Source organism: Adlercreutzia sp. St.1H8, assembly GCF_059728655.1.
Genome location: NZ_AP039376.1, coordinates 615342 through 634897 on the forward strand (window position 1 = coordinate 615342; position 19556 = coordinate 634897).

Below are 19556 nucleotides of genomic sequence, written 5' to 3' on the forward strand. Positions count from 1 at the left end.
CCCCCCCCTGCGTCGCGCGGGGCCTCCCTCGGCAACGGCTCCGCCTCATACCCCCGCTGGCGTATGGCGCGCGTCCGTCCGCTCCGCTACCATGGGGTCATGACGAACCTCCTCATACACGACAAGCCCCAGACGCTCACCGACTGGCTCTTCGACCTGGTCATAGCCGCAGGCGCCTTTGGCTTCGGCTGCCTTCAGCTCACGGTGGCGGTCAACCTGCTCATTCCCGACGAGTCCCTGCGCCGCCTCATGGGCATCGACGCCATGGTTCCCACGCCGGCGGCCATCCTCGCGGTGGCGGTGACCACGCTGCCGCTCGTGCTGCGCCGGCGCTGCCCCTGGCCGACGCTGCTCATCGTGCTCACCGCCTGGGCCTTCTTCCAGTCGCAGATGGGCGCGGTGTCCATGTCGCTCATCGGCCCGCTCGTGGCCTCGTTCACCGTGGCCTACAGCTGCTCGCGGGCCGAGGCCGCCGTGGCCGGCATCGCATCGGCAGGCGTGATCGTGGTGGCGGCGAGCACCTCGTCGCTTCACGCGCTCGCCTCGCTCACCCTCGTGCAGAACATCGCCTTCATGGCCGCGGCCACCCTGGCCGGCTACGCCCTCCAGGTGCGCCAGGACTATCTGCGCGCCGCCGAGGAGCGCGCGCTTGCCGCCGAGCGCACGCGCGAGACCGAGGCCGAGCGGCGCGTGGAGGAGGAGCGCGTGCGCATCGCGCGCGAGGTGCACGACATCACGGCGCACTCGCTCTCGGCGGTAAGCATCCAGGCGGCTGCGGCCGAGCGGCTCATCGACCGCGATCCGGCTGCCGCAAAGGAGGCCATCTCTGTCGCACGCGGCACGGCCAAGGAGGCGCTTGAGGAGATTCGCGCCATGATCGGCGTGCTGCGCGCCGGTGACGGCGCGGCCGAGGTGCGGCCCACCGAGGGCACCGACCGCATGGCTGACCTGGTGGCCTACCTGGAGGGCGCCGGCGTCAAGGCGAGCCTCGCGCAGGAGGCCTACGATCGCGCGGCCGTGCCCGCCTTCGTGGACGTGGCGCTGTTTGGCATCGCGCGCGAGGCGGTCACGAACATCGTGCGCCACGCGGGCGCCACCCGCGCGGCCCTCTGCCTGGCCGTCGAGCCGGGCGCGGCTGTCCTGTTCGTGGACGACGACGGCCGTGGGGCGCCGAATCCCGGCGCCGGAGGCGCGGCTGGCGGCGGCCACGGCATCGAGGGCATGCGCGAGCGCGTCCGCCTGCTCGGCGGCTCCTTCGAGGCCGGCCCGCGCGTTGGCGGCGGCTTCCGCGTGCAGGCCCGCATCCCGCTCGACCCGACCCACGAAGGAGGTTCCCATGGAGCCTAGCAACGACATCCGCGTTTTGGTGGTGGATGACCAAGACCTCGTGCGCAGCGGCTTCAAGGCCATCCTCTCATCTTACGATGGGCTGCGCGTGGTGGGGGAGGCCCGCGACGGGGCCGAGGCCGTCCTGCGCGCCCAGGAGCTGCGGCCCGACGTGGTGCTCATGGACATCCGGATGCCGCAGAAAAGCGGCATCGAGGCCACGCGCGACATCACAGGCAACCCGCTGCTCGCCGGCACCCACGTGCTCGTGCTGACCACCTTCGACATCGACGAGTACGTCTTCGACGCGCTGGCGGCCGGCGCGAGCGGCTTTCTGCTCAAGGACGCCGACCCCGACGACATCGCCGCCGCCATTCGCGTGGTGGCCGCCGGCGACGCGCTCATCCAGCCGTCGGTGATGCGCCGCCTCGTGGAGACGTTCGTGGCCGCGCGCCCGCGCGCCGGCTGGGGCACGGGCGCGCGCGGCGATGCCCTGCGCGCGGCGCTTGCCACGCTCACCGACCGCGAGCGTGAGATCCTCATGCTGGCCGCACGGGGCCTCTCCAACGAGGAGATAGCGGCTGACCTGGTCATATCTCCGGCTACCGTCAAGACGCACCTGGCCCGCGTCATGGCCAAGACCGACGCTCACGACCGCGCCCAGCTGGTGGTGTTCGCCTACGAGAGCGGCCTCATCGCGCCGAGCGCCCGCTAGCTGTTGTGTGCCAATAGGTTGTTTACGCCGACGATGCGCGACATGGGCGGCAGGCCCCCGCAGGCGCTGTGCGGCCGGTTCCAATTATAGCGCTCCAGGAAGGCGGGGAGGGCGGCCGCCCTCCCCGCCTCGCTCTCCCACGCCCTGCCGTACTGCCACTCCTGGGCGAGCGTGCGGTTCATGCGCTCGACCTTGCCGTTCTGCCATGGGCTGAAGGGCTTGGTGAAGACGTGGCGGATCCTCCTCTCCTCCAGCAGGGAGTTGAAGTCACGGCTCCTGTATCCCGGGCCGTTGTCGGTCATCACGCGCTCGGCGCGCACCCCCATCCCCTCGAAGAAGCCCAGGCATCGCTCCATGAAGGCCCGGCACGTCCCCTTGCGCTCGTCGGGCAGCAGCTCGGCGTAGGCGACCCGGCTGAAGTCGTCGACGGCCACGTGCAGGCAGGCGCTGCCGGAGCCCCGGGCCGACCCGCACCCGCGGCCCCGGGCCCTGTGCCCGCCGCCGTCGGGGATGCGCGCCACCTTCTTGACGTCGACATGGAGCAGCTCGCCGGGCCCCTCGCGCTCGTAGCGGACGGGCGTGGCGGGCCCCCGTCGGCGGACCTCGCCGGTCACGCGGTCGACGTCTGCGAGCCGGGGCAGGCCGGAGCGCGCGACTATCCGGGCGCAGGTGCGGGCGGGCACGCCGGTCTCGGCGGCCAGCGCGAGCGGGGCGAGGAGCATCGACGACCGCGCCCGGACCACCCGCTCGACGTCCTCCGAGGGGGTTGCCCGCGCCAGGCGCCGCGGCCTGGACGAGCGGTCGGACATCGGCTCCCCGCGGGCGGCGCGGGCCAGCCACTTCGCGGCGGTCTGGCGGCTCACGCCCATCTCGCGGGCGGTCCGGGCCACGCCGAGGCCCGCTTTTACGCGGGAGACGAGGGTCTCCCGCCCCTTCGGGGTGAGCCTTGCGTTAGGATGCTGTGACATGGGAGGGCCCCCTTCGCCGTAAGCCTAGACAACTCACAGCATCGCGGAGTCCTCCCTATTTGTCACTATCGGAATGTAAACAACGTCTTGGCGCTAAACAGCTAGCGACCCGTCGGCGGCGCGGGCGGTTGGCCGGCTCTGCGACCGCGCCGCGGGCCCGGCTTCGCGGCGGGCGGGTCGCCCGGCGCCGCGGGGACCTGCGGGACGTGCTCTCGCCGTGCCTCGCGTCGCGGCGTTTCCGCCCCAGCGTCGGGCGGGCCGTCGCGAAGCCGCGTCTCCCCAAATATGGCGACCTTCTGAAATCTCAGTGCGTCTCGCTGAGATTTCCTTCTGCCGCTTGCATTCTCCTTTGCCACTGCTATGATAGGCCCTTGTTTAGCACTCGTTAAACAAGAGTGCTAGCACTCCTTAAATCGGAGTGGTTAAATGAAGCACTGGACACGCGCTCCGAACAGCATCTCGAAAGGAAGGCAGATCATGAATTTGAAGCCCCTGGGCGATCGCGTCATCATCAAGCAGGACGAGGCCGAGGTCACCACGGCGTCGGGCCTGTACCTGGCCCATGATGCCAAGGAGAAGCCGCAGACCGGCATCGTTCTGGCCGTCGGCGAGGGCAAGCTGGACAAGGACGGCAAGCACCTCCCCATGCCCGTCAAGGAGGGCGACAAGGTCATCTACGGCAAGTACGGCGGAACCGAGATCACGGTTGACGGCGAGGACGTGCTCATCCTCCGCGCCGACGACCTCTACGCCGTCATCGCCTAACCAGCCTGACGGCCTTTCGTGGCGGCCGCCTGCCCCCCCCCAAGCTCTTCGCCGGGTTCGCACGCAGCCGTAAGGTTGCTGAGCTCGCGCTGGCTCGGCCTTTCGGGGCCATGCGACTCACCACGAAAAGCCTGCCTCTCTTTATTGGAACCTATGAAAGGAAAGCTGAACCATGGCTAAGGAAATCAAGTTCGACTCCGACGCGCGCAGCGGCCTGGCCTCCGGCGTCAACAAGCTGGCCGCCGCCGTCAAGGTGACCCTCGGCCCCAAGGGCCGCTACGTGGCCCTCGAGAAGTCCTACGGCGCCCCCCTCATCACCAACGACGGCGTGACCGTCGCCAAGGAGGTCGACCTGGAGGATCCCATCGAGAACATGGGCGCCCAGCTCGTCCGCGAGGTCGCCGTCAAGACCAATGACGTCGCCGGCGACGGCACCACCACCGCCACGCTGCTGGCCGACGTCATCGTCAAGGAGGGCCTGAAGAACGTCACCGCCGGCGCTGACGCCCTCGGCATCCGCCGCGGCATCGAGAAGGCCACCGAGGTGGTCGTGGACGCCATCAAGGACGCCGCCACCCCCGTCTCCACCAAGGAGCAGATCGCCAACGTCGGCACCATCTCCGCCGGCGACGCGCAGATCGGCGAGAAGATCGCCGAGGCCATGGACGCCGTGGGCAAGGACGGCGCCATCTCCGTGGAGGAGTCCCAGACCTTCGGCCTGGAGATGGACATCGTCGAGGGCATGCAGTACGACCGCGGCTACATCTCCCCCTACATGGCCACCGACATGGAGAAGATGGAGGCGGTGCTCAAGGATCCCTTCATCCTGCTCACCGACCAGAAGGTCTCCAACATCCAGGACATGGTTCCGCTGCTGGAGGAGGTCATGAAGTCCGGCCGTCCGCTGTTCCTCGTCGCTGAGGACGTGGAGGGCGAGGCCCTGGCCACCATCCTGCTCAACAAGCTGCGCGGCACCTTCAACTGCGTGGCCGTCAAGGCTCCCGGCTTCGGCGACCGCCGCAAGCGCATCCTCGAGGACATGGCCGCCGTCACCGGCGCCCAGGTGGTGGACAAGGACTTCGGCATGACCATGGCCGACGCCACCATCGACATGCTCGGCACCGCCAAGACCGTCAAGGTGACCAAGGACACCATGCTCATCGTGGACGGCGCGGGCGACAAAAAGGCCATCGACGACCGCATCGCTCAGATCAAGGCCGAGCTGGAGCGCGTCGACTCCGACTTCGACCGCGAGAAGCTCCAGGAGCGCCTGGCCAAGCTCTCCGGCGGCGTGGCCGTGCTCAAGGTGGGCGCTGCCACCGAGTCCGAGCTCAAGGAGAAGAAGTCCCGCATCGAGGACGCCCTGCAGGCCACCCGCGCGGCCGTCGAGGAGGGCATCGTCGCCGGCGGCGGCGTGGCGCTCATCAACGCCATCCCCGCGCTGGAGGCGGTCGAGGGCGATGCTGAGGAGATGGTGGGCGTCGACATCATCCGCCGCGCCCTGGAGGCTCCGCTGCGCTGCATCGCCGAGAACGCCGGCTTCGAGGGCTCTGTCGAGGTCGCCGAGGTCAAGAAGGCGGCTGCCGGCTGGGGTCGCAACTACAAGACCGGCGAGCAGGGCGACATGATCGCCATGGGCGTCAACGACCCGGTGAAGGTCACCCGCACCGCGCTGCAGTCCGCGGCGTCCGTGGCCGGCCTCATCCTCATCACCGAGGCCACCATCAACGAGATCCCGGCCGAGGGCCCGGACCTGTCCGCCCTGGCCGGCGCCATGGGCGGTGGCGGCGGCATGTACTAGGCCGCGCGCCCGCACAACCCGCGTACGGTGCTCGGCCGTCGGTCGACGCCACACGCACCCCGCGCAAAGCGCCACCCGGCGCCGCGCGTGCAGCTAACTCGGAAGGAGGCGACCCCGTAGGGTCGCCTCCTTTGCGTTGGGGGGGTAGGGTGCTGAGGACAGGTGTCGCCTGCGACGGGCCGTTTGCTTTAGCGCACGAATGTTTCACGTGAAACACTCATGGTGGGGAAAGACGGGAGCTCGAGACGGGAGGCTCGCCTAGGCGGGTTCGCCGTGGGGCTCTTCGCCGTGGGGCTCTTCGCCGTGGGCGCTGCTTCTGGGCAGCGCTTCTGAGGCGGGCGCCTCTGGGCAGGTGCCCGCCTCAGAAGAGGGAGATGAAGAACGGCAGCCCGAACGCGGCGCCGATGGTGGCCACGATGACGACGGCGCCTATGCCCACGACCAGCTCCGGGACGATGCTCTTGCGTCGCTGGTCCTCCATCTCCACGGCGAAGTTCGCCTGCATCTGCCCGAAGTCCTCGGCCGTGATGGCGCCGGCGTCCAGCAGCTGCTTGCAGGCCAGCAGTCCCTCGGCCAGATTGCGGCTGCGCTGGATGCGCCGGTCGGGAAGCGCCGCCACGATGGCGAGGCCAAAGGCGCCCAGGAACAGCCCGACGAAGAAGAAGGTCGCATAGCCCTCGCCCTTGCGATCCGCGACATGCGCCGAGGCGAAGGCGAAGACGAAGAGCGAGAACAGGAGAATCAGGCAGACGATCACCACCAGGGTCGAAAGAACCGGATTGGGCTTGTCAGCATCGGAGTCGAGCAGTATAGGGGCATTCCTTTCTAGAGCAGTGCCTTGCCGATGACGGAGCTCGCGGGGATGGCGCCGAAGTAGCGGGAGTCCTGCGAGTTGGTGCGGTTGTCTCCCATCACCCACAGCTGCCCGGCGGGGACCTCGTACGGGTAGGTGATGGACGTGCCGTAGGCGGGGGTGAGCGGATAGGTGGGCTTACCGGCGGTGTACGGCTCGTCGAGGGGCGCGCCATCCACGTATACCTGGCCGTCTACCAGGTCGACGACCTGCCCTTCGGTGGCGACGACGCGCTTGAAGAGGGTGCGATCGGGGATCTCGGGATCTTGGAAGGCGATGACGTCGCCCGGCAGCGGCGTGCCGAACCGATAGCTGACGTTCTCGACGGCCACCCCATCGCCGGCCATGATGGTGTCCTCCATCGACCCGCTGCGCACTTCGCAGACGCGGGTGAACATGAAGAGGCAGACCAAGACGGCGATGGCGATGAACAGGACGATGCCGATCACGACGGCGACGACGCAGCCGGTTCGGTGCTTCTTGGGCGCGGCGGGGATCGTCGTGCCCGCCGCGGCGGCCGGCTGGGACGGAGCGCCTGCGTCGGGGACGGCGGTCGGCTGGGCTCCCGCGCCGGGGACGCCCGGAGAGGCGCCCGAGGCTGCGGCAACGCCGAGCAGCGCCGCCTTCTTGGCGTCGAACTCGGCGGGAGTGATGGCCCCCTGGTCGAGGAGCATCTTGTATTTCAGGATGCTGTCGGCCGTCGAGACCGCCTCGTGAGAGGGATCCGGGGCCGGATTCCGGTCGTTGAGGCACAGCGCGATGATCAGGCCGATGAGCCAGGTGAAGAATCCCAGGGCGAAGAACCCGCCGTAGCTGTAGCCCTTCTTCCGGGCGATGTTGGCGCTGCAGACGCCAAAGGCGACGGAGGCGGCGATGGGGATGACGATGCCGATGATGAAGTAGGCGATGAGGGCGATGGTCGTGCCGGCGTCCATGGAGGCTCCTTTCCGCAGGGTGGCTTTTTCTGCGGGGAGGCCGGACGCTCGATGTGGAAGGCATCCACCACAGTTACCACACCGCAAGGCTCCACGAACGTGAATGACCTTGAAAGGCGGATGCCCTCCATTTCGGTCATTCATCGGGGTATTCGGTTGTGGAGCAGTCCCCGGAGGCCGGGGCATGCGGTGTGGTACCCCGCATTCTAGCGGAAGCGCCGCTCGGCGAGAACCCCGCCTTCCTGCTTGCGGGTTGCGAATCGCGCGCACGAATGTTTCACGTGAAACATTTGCGCGAAGCAGATGGAGCGAGGAGATGATGTACGTGATCAACGGAAGGCTGCGAAGGAGATAGTGCGTGGGGCGGGGGGCGGCTGGCGGCGAGGGGGCGCTGCGTGCTGCAGCGGCGTCTCGATGTCAGGGCGCGTCGCGGCAAAGGCTCCAGCATGGTCGGCGGCGTTGCGCCACGGAGCGCGGCAGGGCGGCGTCGTTGGGCTATCATGGTCGGCAAGTCCTTGCGCGGTGCTCGGCCGGCCGTGCGAGGCGGCTGAGCGATAAGTGCGAGGAGGATCCATGGGGGCGGTGCTGTGCGTGGGAGTCGGCGGGTTTGCGGGGGCCGTGCTGCGCTACGGAATGGGGCTCGTGCCCTTCGAGGGGGCCTTCCCGTGGGCGACGTTTGCGGTGAACCTGCTGGGTGCCGTGGCTATCGGCGCGCTGGCCGAGGCCGCCGGACGCACGGAGGGGCTCTCGCCCGAGGCGCTGCTGTTCCTCAAGACGGGCTTGTGCGGTGGCTTCACCACGTTCTCGACGTTCTCTCTCGAGACCGTCGAGCTTCTGGAGGGCGGCCAGCTGGCCCTCGGTGCCACCTACGCGGGCGCAAGTCTGGTGTGCTGCCTTGTCGGCGTTCTGCTGGGAAAGGTCCTCGCCCGCACGGTTCTCGGCGTCCTCGGCCTGGCGGAATGATGCGCGAGATCCGGCGCGTTCGATTGCGGCGAGCTGGATGGCGCGCGGGTTCTCAAGCGAGCCTCCGCCCTCGTCGACCCTGCTACGGCGCAAGGCCCCGCCCGGCCGCGAACGGTTGACGGAGTGGGTGCGGGCCGGCTGGGCACGCCGCCGCCTGCAACGCGCAAAAGCACGTACGAATGTTTCACGTGAAACACGGTCGTGCGCGAAGACGAAACTGGCATCTGTCCTCGTGCTGCGTTCCGGGCTTCCTGGCATAAAAGAGAAGGGAGCAGCTGCAGGCGGCTGCTCCCTTTTTTCGCGCCTTCTGCTGGGATGCGGGGCGGGGGACCCGGCTCCCTGGCGCTGTCGAATGATCGAAAGAAAGGCGATCTCCCGAAGGCGGGCCCCCTGCGTCGGCCTCGACGGCGCAGACGACTTCCGGGCTGCCCTTGCGGGCGGTGGCTCGACGAGCGGGTGCCCGGTCGGCCGGCTGGCGAGGGCCCGAGTTCTGCCGGCGGGGCGCTCCTGCGGCTGCTCGGGAGATCGCGGTGGTGAGGGTCTTCTCGAAGGGCGCTCCTTAGGCGTCGAGCAGGCCGATGCGCGGCACGGGCCAGTAGGTGAACACGGCCTTTCCCGTCACCGACTCGACGGGGACGCTGCCGAAGTAGCGCGAGTCCTGCGAGTTGGTGCGGTTGTCTCCCATGACCCAGAGCTCGCCGTGGGGGATGACGTAGGGATAGCTCAGTTCCACGTTCCACGCGGGGTCGAGCGGGTAGGTCGGCTTTCCGCCCGTGTAGGGCTCGTCGATCGGCTGGCCGTCTATCAGCACGCGGCCGTCCGCCAGGTCGACGGTCTGGCCGCCGGTGGCTATGACGCGCTTGATGAGGATGCGGTCGGGTGCCGCAGGATCGTGGAAGGTGATGATGTCGCCCGGCTCGGGTTCGTGCAGGTAGTAGCTGATGCGCTCGGAGTAGACGCGGTCGCCGACGAGGATGGTGCCTTCCATGGAGCCGGAGGGGATGGCGTAGGCCTGCAGGGCCAGCGGCAGGATGCCCCAGTTGGCCACCGCGAACAGCAGGAGGAAGCCAATGAGGCGCCACAGGGCCCGCTTGATGGCGGGCGCGTTGCTGCGCGCGTGGTCTCCTGCGTACATGGTGCTCCTCGGGGTCGTGCTCGGGTAGTGCTCGGGTAGTGCTCGGGTCGTGCTCGGGCCGCTCGTGGATGGCGAGTGGCGCGCCGGCCTTGGCGTCGGCCGCCCGCGCGTATGCGGACAGCCGCCCGCGAGCGGCGCTCGCAGGTCAGGCGAAGCGGAGGGTCTTGCCCTCGGCCACGCATTCCTGCAGGTAGAGGTTTATCAGGTTCTGGTAGGGAATGCCCGTGCGATCCGCCTCGGCCTTGAAGTAGTCGATGACGTCCAAGTCAAGGCGCATCGTCACGGGCTTGCGCTCCTTCTTGGCGCCGTCAGACGCGCCCGCGCCGCGGCCAGCGGCCGCGCCTCGGACGAGCCCAGACCTCGCCGCAGCGTTGTTTCCCTTTGACTTCATAGACGCCCTCGTAGGTTTGTGGTGTGGTTTCGTCGTCTCAAAAGCGTATTGCTATTGTACATATATGAGCAATACATTCAATACGGCAGGAGAAAATTTCTCAGCCGGCTGCTCAGGTTTCTCCCGAGCGGCGGGGCGTTGCGATGGGCGCGGTGGAGCCGCACGCGCTCTGTAACGGCTGGGCGGCGTTTTGCCCCGCGGGCCGCACGACGGGGGAGCGCTCCGCAGCCTTGGGCTACAATCGCCGTCATGGAAAACATCGCGCACATAGCCGAGCACGTCCTGGAGCACTCGGTCTCGGACACGCTCTACCTCATCCCGTTCCTCTTCGTCACCTACCTGCTGATGGAGTGGCTCGAGCACAAGACGGCCGGCCGCACCCAGGAGGCCATCCGCCACGCTGGCGCTGCCGGGCCCGTGGTCGGCGCGCTTCTGGGCGTAGTGCCTCAGTGCGGGTTCTCGGCCATGGCGGCCACCCTGTGGGCCGGCCGCGTCATCACCCTGGGGACGCTCTTCGCCGTGTTCCTCTCCACCTCCGATGAGATGCTGCCCATCTTCCTCGCCGAGCAGGTGCCGGCCACCACCATCCTGTCCGTCATGGGCGCGAAGGTGGTCGTCGGCATGGTGATGGGCTTCATCGTGGACGCAGCGATGCGCCTGGCGCGGCGCGACCGCCAGGATCTGCGCATCCACGAGCTGTGTGAGCGCGACAACTGCGGCTGCCACGAGGACTGCGCCGCCTGCGAGGAGAACCCGGCCCTGGTCTACGGCCACCACGACGACGCGCTGGCCGCGGCCTGCGCCCGGGCGGCGTCGGACGCGGAGGCGCGTGCCGACCATGCCGCGCTCAAGGCCGCGACCGAGTCCGAGGGCCTGCTGGGCGACCTGGCCGCCGACTCTTCCGCCCACGGTCACGGCTGCTGCGCCCACGACCACAGCCACGATCACGACCACGGCTGGAAGGGCATCGTAAAGAGTGCGCTCGTCCACACCGTGCAGGTGACGGTGTTCATCTTCGTCATCACGCTTGCGCTCAACGCGGTGCTCGAGGTGGTGGGGGAGGACGTGCTCGCCGACTTCCTGGGCGCCAATCCCACGGTGTCGGTGCTGGCCAGCGCGCTCGTGGGCCTCATCCCCAACTGTGCCGCCAGCGTGGTCATCGCCGAGCTGTACCTGGAGGGCGTGCTGGGGTCGGGCGCCATGCTGGCCGGCCTGCTGGTATCCGCCGGCGTGGGGCTGCTCGTGCTGGTGCGCGCCAACCGCCACTGGCGCCAGAACCTCGCCATCGTCGCCGGCCTCTACGTCACGGGCGTGATCTGGGGCCTCATCGCCACCGGCCTGGGCGTGACGTTCTAGCCATCTGGGAATCGGCGGCCTGGACGCAGGAGGGCGCCCTGCGGGCAGTCGCCCGGCGCGGGCTGCCTTCGCGGTTTTGCGCGGAGCCTCGTCTCGTCTGGACGCTCCCCGCCCTGCGGCGGCCGGCGCTGATCACGGCTGCGTTGTCCCATTGTCCTGCGCGCCAAATGGCGTCGCCGTGCGTTTGTCCACCGCTCCATTGGCCGCCTGCGCCACAGCGGGTATAGTGTCCCCAGACGAAAGACGCCCCGGGCCGCCTGCGGCTGCCGGGGCTGCGAGAAAGGAACTCCCCATGGCCACGCTGAACGCCGGAATGACCCGTGACGACGCCTTCGCCCTGCTCCAGGAGCACAACCAGGACGCCTTCCATATCGAGCACGGAGAGACGGTCGAGCAGACCATGCGCTACTTCGCCCGCGAGTGCGATCCCGAGAACGAGGAGTTCTGGGGTATCGTGGGCCTGCTTCACGACCTGGACTGGGAGGAGCACGACGACGAGCCCGAGAAGCACACCATCTACGCGGCGCCGCTCATCGAGGCGGCCGGCGGCACCCCCGAGCTCATCCGCGCCATCCAGTCGCACACCTCCGACTTCAACCCCGACCTGCCCAAGCCGGAGCTGCAGATGGAGAAGATCCTGTTCGCCACCGAGGAGCTGACCGGGCTCATCGGCGCGGCGGTGGTCATGCGCCCGTCGAAGAGCGTCATGGACTTCGAGGTGAAGTCGCTCAAGAAGAAGTTCAAGGACAAGCGCTTCGCCGCCGGCGTCGACCGCGAGGTCATCCGCAGTGGCGCTGCGATGCTCGGCTGGGAGCTCGACGAGCTGTTCGCCCGCACCATCGAGGCCATGCAGTCCTTCGCACCCGACCGCGACACCTTCGTCCCGGCTGAGTAGGGCTCACCGCCACATTTTTCCTATTTCGTGGCACAGATCGTCAGTTTGGTACGGCGCCTCGGGTTATCGGGGCGCCTTTTTTGCGCTTTTTCGCCTCCGGGGGCTCCGAAAACGCCGATTTCGACCCTCGTAGCCGTTACGGACCGTACCGAACTCGGGTTTAGTGCCACATTTCGCGGTTAGAGTGGCAGTAAGGTGCGATTTGGCATGCCTGACGTGGCGCGGATGCGCAGAATCGCGTGGTGCGGCGGGAAGGCGCGAAGGCCTGGAGCTGCGATGGCCGCTGGGGGGGGGGGCGCTTTACCCCGCCAACTCGCAGATAACCGCCATTTCGCGGCGAAAAAGTGGCAGCGGCGGCTCCGGCCGGGACGATTCCGGCAGCGGTGGCTCCGGCTGGGACGGTTTCGACGGGCGCCGCCGAAACCGTCCCAGCCGCCTTCCCCAAGGCTCTGACGTCATCGCGTCGACAGCCCGGGCCGGGTGCTGCCCCCCCCCGCTGCGCCACGCGCCCGCCGCGCAACGCGCTTTCGCCCTCCCCGCCGCGCCCTCGCGCGCTACTGCCGGGCGCCGTCCTTGGCGATGAGCACCGTCACGGGTGACTCCTTCGTCACCGCGTAGCTCACCGAGCCGAGGTAGCCCTTGACGCCGCCCTGGCCGCGGCTGCCCATGACGATGAGGTCGCAGCCCTCCTCGATGGCGCAGCTGACGATGAGGTCGGCCGGGGAGGTGCCGCGTAGCAGGCGCACCTCGGCTGGGTTGGGCAGCATCTCGGCCACCGCCTCCAGCTCGGCGCGCACCGATGCGGCGTCGTCCATGATGACGGCGTCGATGCCCGCGGCGGCTGCGCCGGAGGAGAACAGGCGCACGACGTGGGCGAGCACCAGCTCGACGGTCGGGTCGGCGCCAGCCACCTGCGCTGCCAGCTCGAGCGCGCGGCGAGACGGGGCCGAGCCGTCGTAGGCCACCAGGATCTTGCGCGTCCACATGGGCAGGTCCTCTCTCTTGGGTGTCGATGGGCCTATTGTAGTACGCCGGCGCCCGTTCGGCGCGTGGATCTGCCGCGTGCCGCGAAGGCGTTGCCAGGGGAGCGCGGACGCCTAGGTTGCCGTTGACCCGCCCCGGCTTCACGGCTAGAATGAACCCTCGTGTAAAGGAGCCGGGCCGTTAGCTCAGCTGGCAGAGCAGGGGACTTTTAATCCCAAGGTCGCGGGTTCGATTCCCTCACGGCCCACCATCCCTTTGCACGCACCGTTGTCGCTGGGGTATCGTCCAACGGCAGGACTCTGGTTTTTGGTACCAGCTACCTAGGTTCGAATCCTAGTACCCCAGCCAATGCGCCTCGCCGCCCTGCGGCGTCGGGCCGTGCGGCGCACGCGGGGCGTTTGCCCCCGATCGCCCGTTGCGCTACAATGCGTCTACCACAGCCGACAAGGCGGCTGCGCCTCCCGTGGGGAAGGCGCGAGTACCTGGCGGTTGCGCCTCTCGCGCGACAACCGCGCGGCTTCGAGCCGCAGGCCTGACAAGCAGGTCGAAGCGAACCAGCACCGCCGGTTGTTGGTTTTGCGCGCTTATTTCGTTTTCTCCTTGCAACCTTGCAAAACAGTGGTAATATCTCACGTTGCTGTTTTAAGACCATTTGCTTGGAGGAGCACCTTTGGCTAAAGAAGACGTAATCGAGCTCGAGGGCACCGTGCTCGAGGCTCTGCCCAACGCGATGTTCCGCGTGGAACTCGAGAACGGGCACAAGATCCTGGCCCACATTTCCGGCAAGATGCGCATGCACTACATCAAGATCCTGCCGGGCGACAAGGTGACGGTCGAGCTTTCCGTCTACGACCTGAACCGCGGCCGCATCACCTACCGCTTCAAGTAGGGCGCGACCAGGGGCCGGCGGCCGTCGTGCCGTGGCGCTCCGCTTCCTCGGACGCTTCCGCCGCCTCTGCGGCCGAAGGCGTCCTCTTCTGCGCTCTGCGCATGTCCCGGGCCGCCGGGACGCGGCGCGCGGGTGTACCTGTTGGAAAGCAATCGTCTGCGGCTGGACGTGAACGATAGATGGAATCCGCATAACCGAAAGGAAAGTGATATGAAGGTACGTCCTTCGGTCAAGAAAATGTGCGACAAGTGCAAGATCATCCGACGCCATGGCAAGGTGCTCGTCATCTGCGAGAACCCGCGCCATAAGCAGCGTCAGGGCTAGGAAGAAAGGAACGGACAAGAACATGGCACGTCTCATCGGTGTCGATCTTCCTCGCAACAAGCGCATTGAGATCGCCTTGACCTACATCTACGGCATTGGCCTGACCACCTCTAAGAAGATCCTTGCCGAAACCGGCATCGATCCCGACACCCGCACCGACGACCTCACCGAGGAGGAGCTCGTCAAGCTGCGTGACTACATCCAGGCAAACCTCACGGTTGAGGGCGACCTGCGTCGTGACGTCACCCAGAACGTCAAGCGCCTCATGGAGATCGGCTGCTACCGCGGCCTGCGCCATCGCAAGGGCCTGCCCACGCGCGGCCAGCGCACCCACACGAATGCCCGTACCCGCAAGGGTCCGCGCAAGCAAATCGGCGGCAAGAAGAAGTAGTGAGGTAGCGAACAGTGGCTAAGAAAAACGTACGTACGCGCATCAAGCGTTCCGAGCGTAAGAACATCGCCGTGGGCGCCGCCCACATCAAGTCTACGTTCAACAACACGATCGTGAGCATCACCGATCCCCAGGGCAATGTGATCTCCTGGCAGTCTGCGGGCACCGTGGGCTTCAAGGGCTCGCGCAAGTCCACGCCGTTCGCCGCGCAGATGGCCGCCGAGGCCGCTGCCAAGACGGCGATGGAGCACGGCCTGCGCAAGGTCTCCGTGTTCGTGAAGGGCCCCGGCTCCGGCCGCGAGACGGCCATCCGCTCGCTGCAGGCCGCCGGCCTCGAGATCGCCAGCATTCAGGATTGCACCCCCATCCCGCACAACGGCTGCCGCCCCAAGAAGCGCCGCCGCGTGTAACTGAAAGGATCGATAGATATGGCTCGTTATACTGGAGCGGACTGCCGGCTGTGCCGCCGCGAGGGGGCGAAGCTCTTCCTCAAGGGCGACCGCTGCTACACCGAGAAGTGCGCCATGGAGCGCCGCGCCTACGCCCCCGGCGAGGCTGGCAAGAAGCGCGTGAAGGAAAGCGAATACCGCACCCAGCTGCGTGAGAAGCAGAAGACCAAGCGCATCTACGGCGTGCTGGAGAAGCAGTTCCACCACTACTACGACATGGCTAACCGCCAGCAGGGCGTCACCGGCGAGAACCTGCTGCGCATCCTGGAGAGCCGCCTGGACAACGTCGTCTACCGCCTGGGCTTCGCCAAGTCCCGCGCGGAGGCCCGCCAGCAGGTCCGCCATGGTCACATCCAGGTCAACGGCCGCCGCGTGGACATCCCGTCCTTCCGCGTGCGCCCCGGCGACCTCGTCGCCGTGGCCCCCAAGGCCCGCGACATGCTCGTCATCAAGAGCGCTCTCATCTCCAACGAGCGCGTGCAGGTTCCGGCCTGGCTCGAGGTTGACATCGAGAAGCTTCAGGGCAGCGTGCTTGCCCTTCCGCAGCGCGATCAAATCGATTCCGACATTCGCGAACAGCTCATCGTCGAACTTTACTCGAAATAATCGCGGCATAGTAAGGAGGCTGTCACAACATGACGGAGTTCATGAGGCCGACTGTTACAACGGAAGAAGTCAACGACACGGTCGCTCGCTACATCGTCGAGCCGCTCGAGCGAGGCTACGGCAACACGCTGGGCAACTCCATGCGCCGCGTGCTGCTGTCCTCCCTGGACGGCGCGAAGGCTACCGCGATTCAGATCGAGGGCGTGCAGCATGAGTTCACGACCGCCGAGGGTGTCATCGAGGACATCACCGACATCGTGCTGAACGTCAAGGGTCTGGTGTTCTCGGCCCTGAGCGAGGACGTCGAGGAGGCCACCGCCCATGTGTCGGCGGAGGGCCCCTGCACCGTCACGGGCGCCGACCTCGAGGTTCCCACTGAGTTTACGCTGGTCAACCCCGAGCACGTCATCGCTACGGTGGCGGACGGCGGCCAGCTGGACATGACCATTCGCATCGGCATCGGCCGCGGCTACGTGTCGGCCGAGCGCAACAAGCGCACCGAGGACCCCATCGGCATCATCCACGTCGACTCGCTGTTCTCGCCCGTGCGCCGCTGCACGATGAACGTGACCGACACCCGCGTCGGCCAGCGTACCGACTATGACAAGCTGGTGCTTGAGGTGGAGACCGACGGCAGCATCAAGCCCACCGAGGCCGTGTGCCGCGCCGCCAACATCATCAACCAGTACATGGGCGCCTTCCTGAGCCTGTCCGAGACCGGCGAGGAGGAAGAGGGCGAGGTTCCCTCCATCTTCGCTCCGGAGGGCCAGGAGTCCAACGCCGAGCTCGACAAGCAGATCGAGGATCTGGACCTGTCCGTCCGCTCCTACAACTGCCTGAAGCGCGCCGGCATCCACTCGGTGCGCCAGCTGGTCGAGTTCTCCGAGAACGACCTGCTGAACATCAGAAACTTTGGCGCGAAGTCCATCGAGGAAGTGAAGGACAAGCTCATTTCCATGGACCTCAACTTGAAGCTTTAGGAGACTTGAGATCATGAGACACTACAAGAAGGGGCGCAAGCTGGGCACCGACTGGAGCCACACCAAGGCCATGAAGCGCAGCCTGGTTTCCGCCCTGTTCCTCAACGACCGCATCAAGACGGTCGAGGCCCGCGCCAAGGAGATTCGTCCTGACGTGGACAAGGTCATCACCTGGGCCAAGCGCGGCGACCTGCACTCCCGCCGTCTGGCCATCGCCTACCTCAACGACAAGGAGCTCGTCCGCGAGATCTTCGAGAAGGTTGAGCAGGGCATGTTCAAGGATCGTCCCGGCGGCTACACCCGCATCATGAAGCTGGGCAACCGCAAGGGCGACAACGCCCCCATGGTGATCATGGAGCTCGTCACCGAGCCCGTGGCCGCTAAGAAGGCCGATGAGAAGCCGGCGAAGAAGGCCGCCAAGAAGGCCGCGCCGAAGAAGGTCGCGAAGAGCGAGGAGCTCGCCGAGGACCTGGGCTTCGAGCAGGACGGCACCGCCGAGCAGCTCGAGGCCGTCGACGCCGCCGAGGAGAAGGCCGCTGAGGTCGTCGAGGAGGCCAAGGCTGAGGCTGAGGAGGCTGAGGCCGCCGCTGCCGAGGACGCTGAGGCCGCCAAGGCCGAGGAGGAGAAAGCCGACGCCAAGGCCTAGCCTGACGTTCTCCTTCGTCGGACCCGTCTTTGCCTTCGGGTGAGGAATCCATCTATCAGCGAGGGGCCGTGCCGCAGGGCACGGCCCCTCGTGCGTTTTGGGGGAGGGTGGCGCGCCGGGCCCGAGGGCGCCGGCGCCTCAGGCGTCCCCGGCGAGCGCGCGGAGGGGCTCGTAGGCGGCGATAAGCTCGGCGAGACCCATGCGGGCGTTGGCGGCGCTCGTGGAGGGGAGCGCCAGGTGTGGCATCTCGGGCCAGCGGGGCGCGTCGTGGCGCCGGTAGAGCTCGGCGGCCTTGGCGCCCGTGGTGACGACGGCGGCGATGGGGGCGGCATCCAGCACCTGCGCCAGGTCGTTGGGGCGCGCGTTGCGGATGCTCGCGTCGGACGCCCCGGCGATATCGCATGACGCCAGCACGTCCCAGAGCGCGAGGTGACGCTCCCGGCAGAACGCGGCGCGCTCATCGGTGCCCTGGGGCACTGGCGCGTCCCACAGGGCCGCCAGAACGCGCCAGAAGCGGTTCTGCGGGTGCCCGTAGTAGAACCCGACGCGGCGCGAGGCTGGTGAGGGCATGGTGCCCAGCACGAGCACGCGCGAGCCCCCGTCGAAGACGGGCTCGAGCGGATGGACGATATGCGCGGACTCAACGGCCATGGCCCCAGTCTAGCGCAACCCACGCGCCGCCATCGCTGACGCCCTCCGTGGCGGCGCTCTCGTGGCCCTTGCATGGGAAAAGCCCCCTTTGTAAACGGCCGTTTACGCCGCCTGTCCCTTCCCGTGGTAGCTTCGGAATCCGAAGCGCCAAGTAATAACGTTTGACGTTATTAACGCGAGGGGTTACGCTATGATCGTATCGTACAAAGATGCTGACACGCGGCAGCTTGTCGAGGGACGGCGGGTGAGGCGGTTCGTGGCCTTCGAACGCGTCGCCCTGCGGAAGCTGCGCCAGCTGCAGATCGCCGGCTCGCTGCAAGATCTTCGCGTTCCGCCGGGCAACCTGCTCGAGAAGCTTCGGGGCGACCGCGAGGGGCAGTGGAGCATTCGCGTGAACGATCAGTATCGCATCTGCTTCACATGGACGGATGCCGGACCTGCGGAGGTTGAGATCGTTGGCTACCACTGACGCTTCCCCGCGAGGGACTGTGAAGCCGGTTACCCCCGGCGAGCTTCTGCGGGACGAGTTCCTGGAACCCCTCGGCATCAGCCAGTACCGCCTGGCCAAGGAGATAGGCGTTCCGGCCCAGCGCATCGGCCAGATCGTGCTCGGACGCCGGCGCATCACCGCTGATACCGATTTGCGGCTCTGCCGGTTCTTCGGGCTCACCGACGGCTACTGGCTGCGGGCCCAGACGGCCTACGACATCGACATGGCACGGCGTGACCTCGGCGCTGAGCTCAAGCGCATCAAGCCGTGGAGCGGGGCGGCCTGCCTGTAGCCGCAGGGCGCTTGCGGGCCTTGGCGGCGGGCGCGGCGCGCAGTCGGCGCTGGCGCCGGTTTCCCTCGCGGAACCGCAGCGTTACCGTTGGCTAACGGGGCGAAGCTCCTTCCTGCGACACAGAGCGGCCTCTCTACAATGCAGCTAGGAGCAGCCGGCAGAAGGCGCACTGCGAACCCGGCGTGCTGGACGCCATGTCGCACGCCGAGCGTTTTCGAACCTGAGATTAACAGCTTACCGCGTTTTGCCGCCGCGCTCGAAGGCAGTCACAGCGAAAGGAGCCGCATCATGACCGACAAGACGATTTCAGAGTTCGCCGCCTCTGAGGCAGCGAAGACCGAGGATGCCATCAAGGACCTCGAGCGCATCGAGGAAGAGGTCATCGCCGAGGCCGAGGCCTCTGTGGATGACTACGACGCGATGGCCCACGAGGGCGCTGCGGCGGCGGCCGCCGAGACCGCGTTCGACTTCGACCAGGCGGAGATCAACACCGAGATGCTCGTCGGCGAGCTCGCGGAGGACGCGAAGTAGGTCACGGCACGTTCAAGACACGGCTCCGGCCCGCGCCTTGTCAGAGCGGGCGAGACGAGGCGCCTCCCGCTGTCGCGGGAGGCGCCTTTGCGTCTGCGTGCGGGGCAGGTTTTGGGGGCGCCTGGCGGCCGCCTTGCGTGCGGGCCCTCGCCCTGGGAGGGGCGAATCGCATCGAGGTGGACAAAAAGTTGCGATCGCGCATTCGGGTGGACAGAAAGCG

At 67.5% G+C, this 19556-nt stretch carries 24 protein-coding genes and 2 tRNA genes; 19 read left to right on the forward strand and 7 right to left on the reverse strand.

Going from position 1 to position 19556, the window contains the following annotated elements; genetic code table 11:
* Positions 1-99: 99 nt before the first annotated feature.
* A complete protein-coding gene (locus AC6I0Y_RS02130; protein WP_497732763.1) occupies positions 100-1347 on the forward strand; it encodes a sensor histidine kinase in 1248 nt (415 codons plus the stop codon).
* Positions 1337-2041 (forward strand): response regulator transcription factor, encoded by a 705-nt coding sequence (locus AC6I0Y_RS02135; protein ID WP_497732765.1) that lies wholly within the window; start codon positions 1337-1339, stop codon positions 2039-2041. The genes AC6I0Y_RS02130 and AC6I0Y_RS02135 overlap by 11 nt, the downstream gene beginning before the upstream one ends.
* Here the strand turns inward: AC6I0Y_RS02135 and AC6I0Y_RS02140 are convergent.
* Entirely contained in the window at positions 2038-3009 is a 972-nt protein-coding gene (locus AC6I0Y_RS02140) for an IS481 family transposase (protein WP_217983497.1), read from the reverse strand. The genes AC6I0Y_RS02135 and AC6I0Y_RS02140 overlap by 4 nt on opposite strands.
* Positions 3010-3486: 477 nt before the next feature.
* On the opposite strand from AC6I0Y_RS02140, the gene AC6I0Y_RS02145 reads away from it, so the two are divergent.
* Entirely contained in the window at positions 3487-3774 is a 288-nt protein-coding gene (locus tag AC6I0Y_RS02145) for a co-chaperone GroES (RefSeq protein WP_160709362.1), read from the forward strand.
* Positions 3775-3946: 172 nt separating this feature from the next.
* The gene (gene groL / locus AC6I0Y_RS02150) at positions 3947-5575 is read left to right on the forward strand and encodes a chaperonin GroEL (protein WP_160709364.1); all 1629 of its coding nucleotides are present in this window, start codon (positions 3947-3949) and stop codon (positions 5573-5575) included.
* Positions 5576-5936: 361 nt separating this feature from the next.
* Here the strand turns inward: groL and AC6I0Y_RS02155 are convergent, their stop codons facing one another.
* Together AC6I0Y_RS02155 and lepB (AC6I0Y_RS02160) are read right to left on the reverse strand one after the other, a co-directional pair.
* Positions 5937-6332, reverse strand: a complete 396-nt coding sequence (locus AC6I0Y_RS02155) for a hypothetical protein (protein WP_497732769.1) — start codon at positions 6330-6332, stop codon at positions 5937-5939.
* Positions 6333-6400: 68 nt separating this feature from the next.
* The gene (gene lepB / locus AC6I0Y_RS02160) at positions 6401-7363 is read right to left on the reverse strand and encodes a signal peptidase I (protein ID WP_497732772.1); all 963 of its coding nucleotides are present in this window, start codon (positions 7361-7363) and stop codon (positions 6401-6403) included.
* Positions 7364-7936: 573 nt separating this feature from the next.
* Between lepB (AC6I0Y_RS02160) and crcB the strand changes: the two genes are divergently transcribed.
* On the forward strand, positions 7937-8326 hold the full coding sequence (crcB, locus tag AC6I0Y_RS02165) for a fluoride efflux transporter CrcB (protein WP_497732775.1): 390 nt from the start codon (positions 7937-7939) through the stop codon (positions 8324-8326).
* 559 nt (positions 8327-8885) lie between these two features.
* On the opposite strand, the gene lepB (AC6I0Y_RS02170) is transcribed toward crcB, so the two are convergent.
* On the reverse strand, positions 8886-9461 hold the full coding sequence (lepB, locus tag AC6I0Y_RS02170) for a signal peptidase I (RefSeq protein ID WP_497732778.1): 576 nt from the start codon (positions 9459-9461) through the stop codon (positions 8886-8888).
* Between the two features lie 145 nt (positions 9462-9606).
* Entirely contained in the window at positions 9607-9852 is a 246-nt protein-coding gene (locus tag AC6I0Y_RS02175; protein ID WP_497732780.1) for a BrnA antitoxin family protein, read from the reverse strand.
* Positions 9853-10101: 249 nt separating this feature from the next.
* Between AC6I0Y_RS02175 and AC6I0Y_RS02180 the strand changes: the two genes are divergently transcribed.
* Positions 10102-11208 (forward strand): putative manganese transporter, encoded by a 1107-nt coding sequence (locus AC6I0Y_RS02180; protein ID WP_497732782.1) that lies wholly within the window; start codon positions 10102-10104, stop codon positions 11206-11208.
* Between the two features lie 292 nt (positions 11209-11500).
* Positions 11501-12103, forward strand: a complete 603-nt coding sequence (locus tag AC6I0Y_RS02185; protein ID WP_497732784.1) for an HD family phosphohydrolase — start codon at positions 11501-11503, stop codon at positions 12101-12103.
* A 554-nt stretch (positions 12104-12657) separates the two neighbouring features.
* On the opposite strand, the gene AC6I0Y_RS02190 is transcribed toward AC6I0Y_RS02185, so the two are convergent.
* Positions 12658-13089, reverse strand: a complete 432-nt coding sequence (locus AC6I0Y_RS02190; RefSeq protein WP_160709381.1) for a universal stress protein — start codon at positions 13087-13089, stop codon at positions 12658-12660.
* A 172-nt stretch (positions 13090-13261) separates the two neighbouring features.
* On the opposite strand from AC6I0Y_RS02190, the gene AC6I0Y_RS02195 reads away from it, so the two are divergent.
* The 9 genes from AC6I0Y_RS02195 to rplQ all read left to right on the forward strand — a co-directional run bounded on the left by AC6I0Y_RS02195 (position 13262) and on the right by rplQ (position 17372).
* Positions 13262-13337 (forward strand) — tRNA-Lys (locus AC6I0Y_RS02195).
* A gap of 24 nt (positions 13338-13361) precedes the next feature.
* A tRNA-Gln gene (locus tag AC6I0Y_RS02200) sits at positions 13362-13435 on the forward strand.
* Between the two features lie 322 nt (positions 13436-13757).
* Positions 13758-13976 (forward strand): translation initiation factor IF-1, encoded by a 219-nt coding sequence (infA, locus tag AC6I0Y_RS02205; protein WP_120361101.1) that lies wholly within the window; start codon positions 13758-13760, stop codon positions 13974-13976.
* Between the two features lie 210 nt (positions 13977-14186).
* Complete coding sequence (gene rpmJ, locus AC6I0Y_RS02210; protein ID WP_006363204.1) at positions 14187-14300, forward strand: 50S ribosomal protein L36; 114 nt, start codon at positions 14187-14189, stop codon at positions 14298-14300.
* A gap of 22 nt (positions 14301-14322) precedes the next feature.
* The gene (rpsM, locus tag AC6I0Y_RS02215) at positions 14323-14691 is read left to right on the forward strand and encodes a 30S ribosomal protein S13 (RefSeq protein ID WP_160709383.1); all 369 of its coding nucleotides are present in this window, start codon (positions 14323-14325) and stop codon (positions 14689-14691) included.
* Between the two features lie 14 nt (positions 14692-14705).
* Positions 14706-15101, forward strand: a complete 396-nt coding sequence (gene rpsK / locus AC6I0Y_RS02220) for a 30S ribosomal protein S11 (RefSeq protein WP_160709385.1) — start codon at positions 14706-14708, stop codon at positions 15099-15101.
* An 18-nt stretch (positions 15102-15119) separates the two neighbouring features.
* A complete protein-coding gene (rpsD, locus tag AC6I0Y_RS02225; protein ID WP_160709387.1) occupies positions 15120-15746 on the forward strand; it encodes a 30S ribosomal protein S4 in 627 nt (208 codons plus the stop codon).
* Between the two features lie 29 nt (positions 15747-15775).
* The gene (locus AC6I0Y_RS02230) at positions 15776-16726 is read left to right on the forward strand and encodes a DNA-directed RNA polymerase subunit alpha (RefSeq protein WP_160709389.1); all 951 of its coding nucleotides are present in this window, start codon (positions 15776-15778) and stop codon (positions 16724-16726) included.
* Between the two features lie 13 nt (positions 16727-16739).
* On the forward strand, positions 16740-17372 hold the full coding sequence (gene rplQ, locus AC6I0Y_RS02235; protein ID WP_497732815.1) for a 50S ribosomal protein L17: 633 nt from the start codon (positions 16740-16742) through the stop codon (positions 17370-17372).
* Positions 17373-17510: 138 nt separating this feature from the next.
* Here rplQ and AC6I0Y_RS02240 read toward each other — a convergent pair whose 3' ends face one another.
* Positions 17511-18023 carry a DNA-deoxyinosine glycosylase gene (locus tag AC6I0Y_RS02240; protein ID WP_497732818.1) on the reverse strand — a complete coding sequence of 171 codons (513 nt, stop codon included), beginning with the start codon at positions 18021-18023 and terminating at the stop codon, positions 17511-17513.
* Positions 18024-18213: 190 nt separating this feature from the next.
* Here AC6I0Y_RS02240 and AC6I0Y_RS02245 point away from each other — a divergent pair, with 190 nt between their 5' ends.
* The 3 genes from AC6I0Y_RS02245 to AC6I0Y_RS02255 all read left to right on the forward strand — a co-directional run bounded on the left by AC6I0Y_RS02245 (position 18214) and on the right by AC6I0Y_RS02255 (position 19336).
* Positions 18214-18492, forward strand: a complete 279-nt coding sequence (locus AC6I0Y_RS02245) for a type II toxin-antitoxin system RelE/ParE family toxin (protein ID WP_497732821.1) — start codon at positions 18214-18216, stop codon at positions 18490-18492.
* Between the two features lie 19 nt (positions 18493-18511).
* Entirely contained in the window at positions 18512-18805 is a 294-nt protein-coding gene (locus tag AC6I0Y_RS02250; RefSeq protein ID WP_497732824.1) for a HigA family addiction module antitoxin, read from the forward strand.
* Positions 18806-19093: 288 nt separating this feature from the next.
* Positions 19094-19336: a hypothetical protein gene (locus AC6I0Y_RS02255; RefSeq protein WP_497732826.1), complete on the forward strand. Its 243-nt coding sequence runs from the start codon at positions 19094-19096 to the stop codon at positions 19334-19336.
* Positions 19337-19556: the final 220 nt, after the last annotated feature.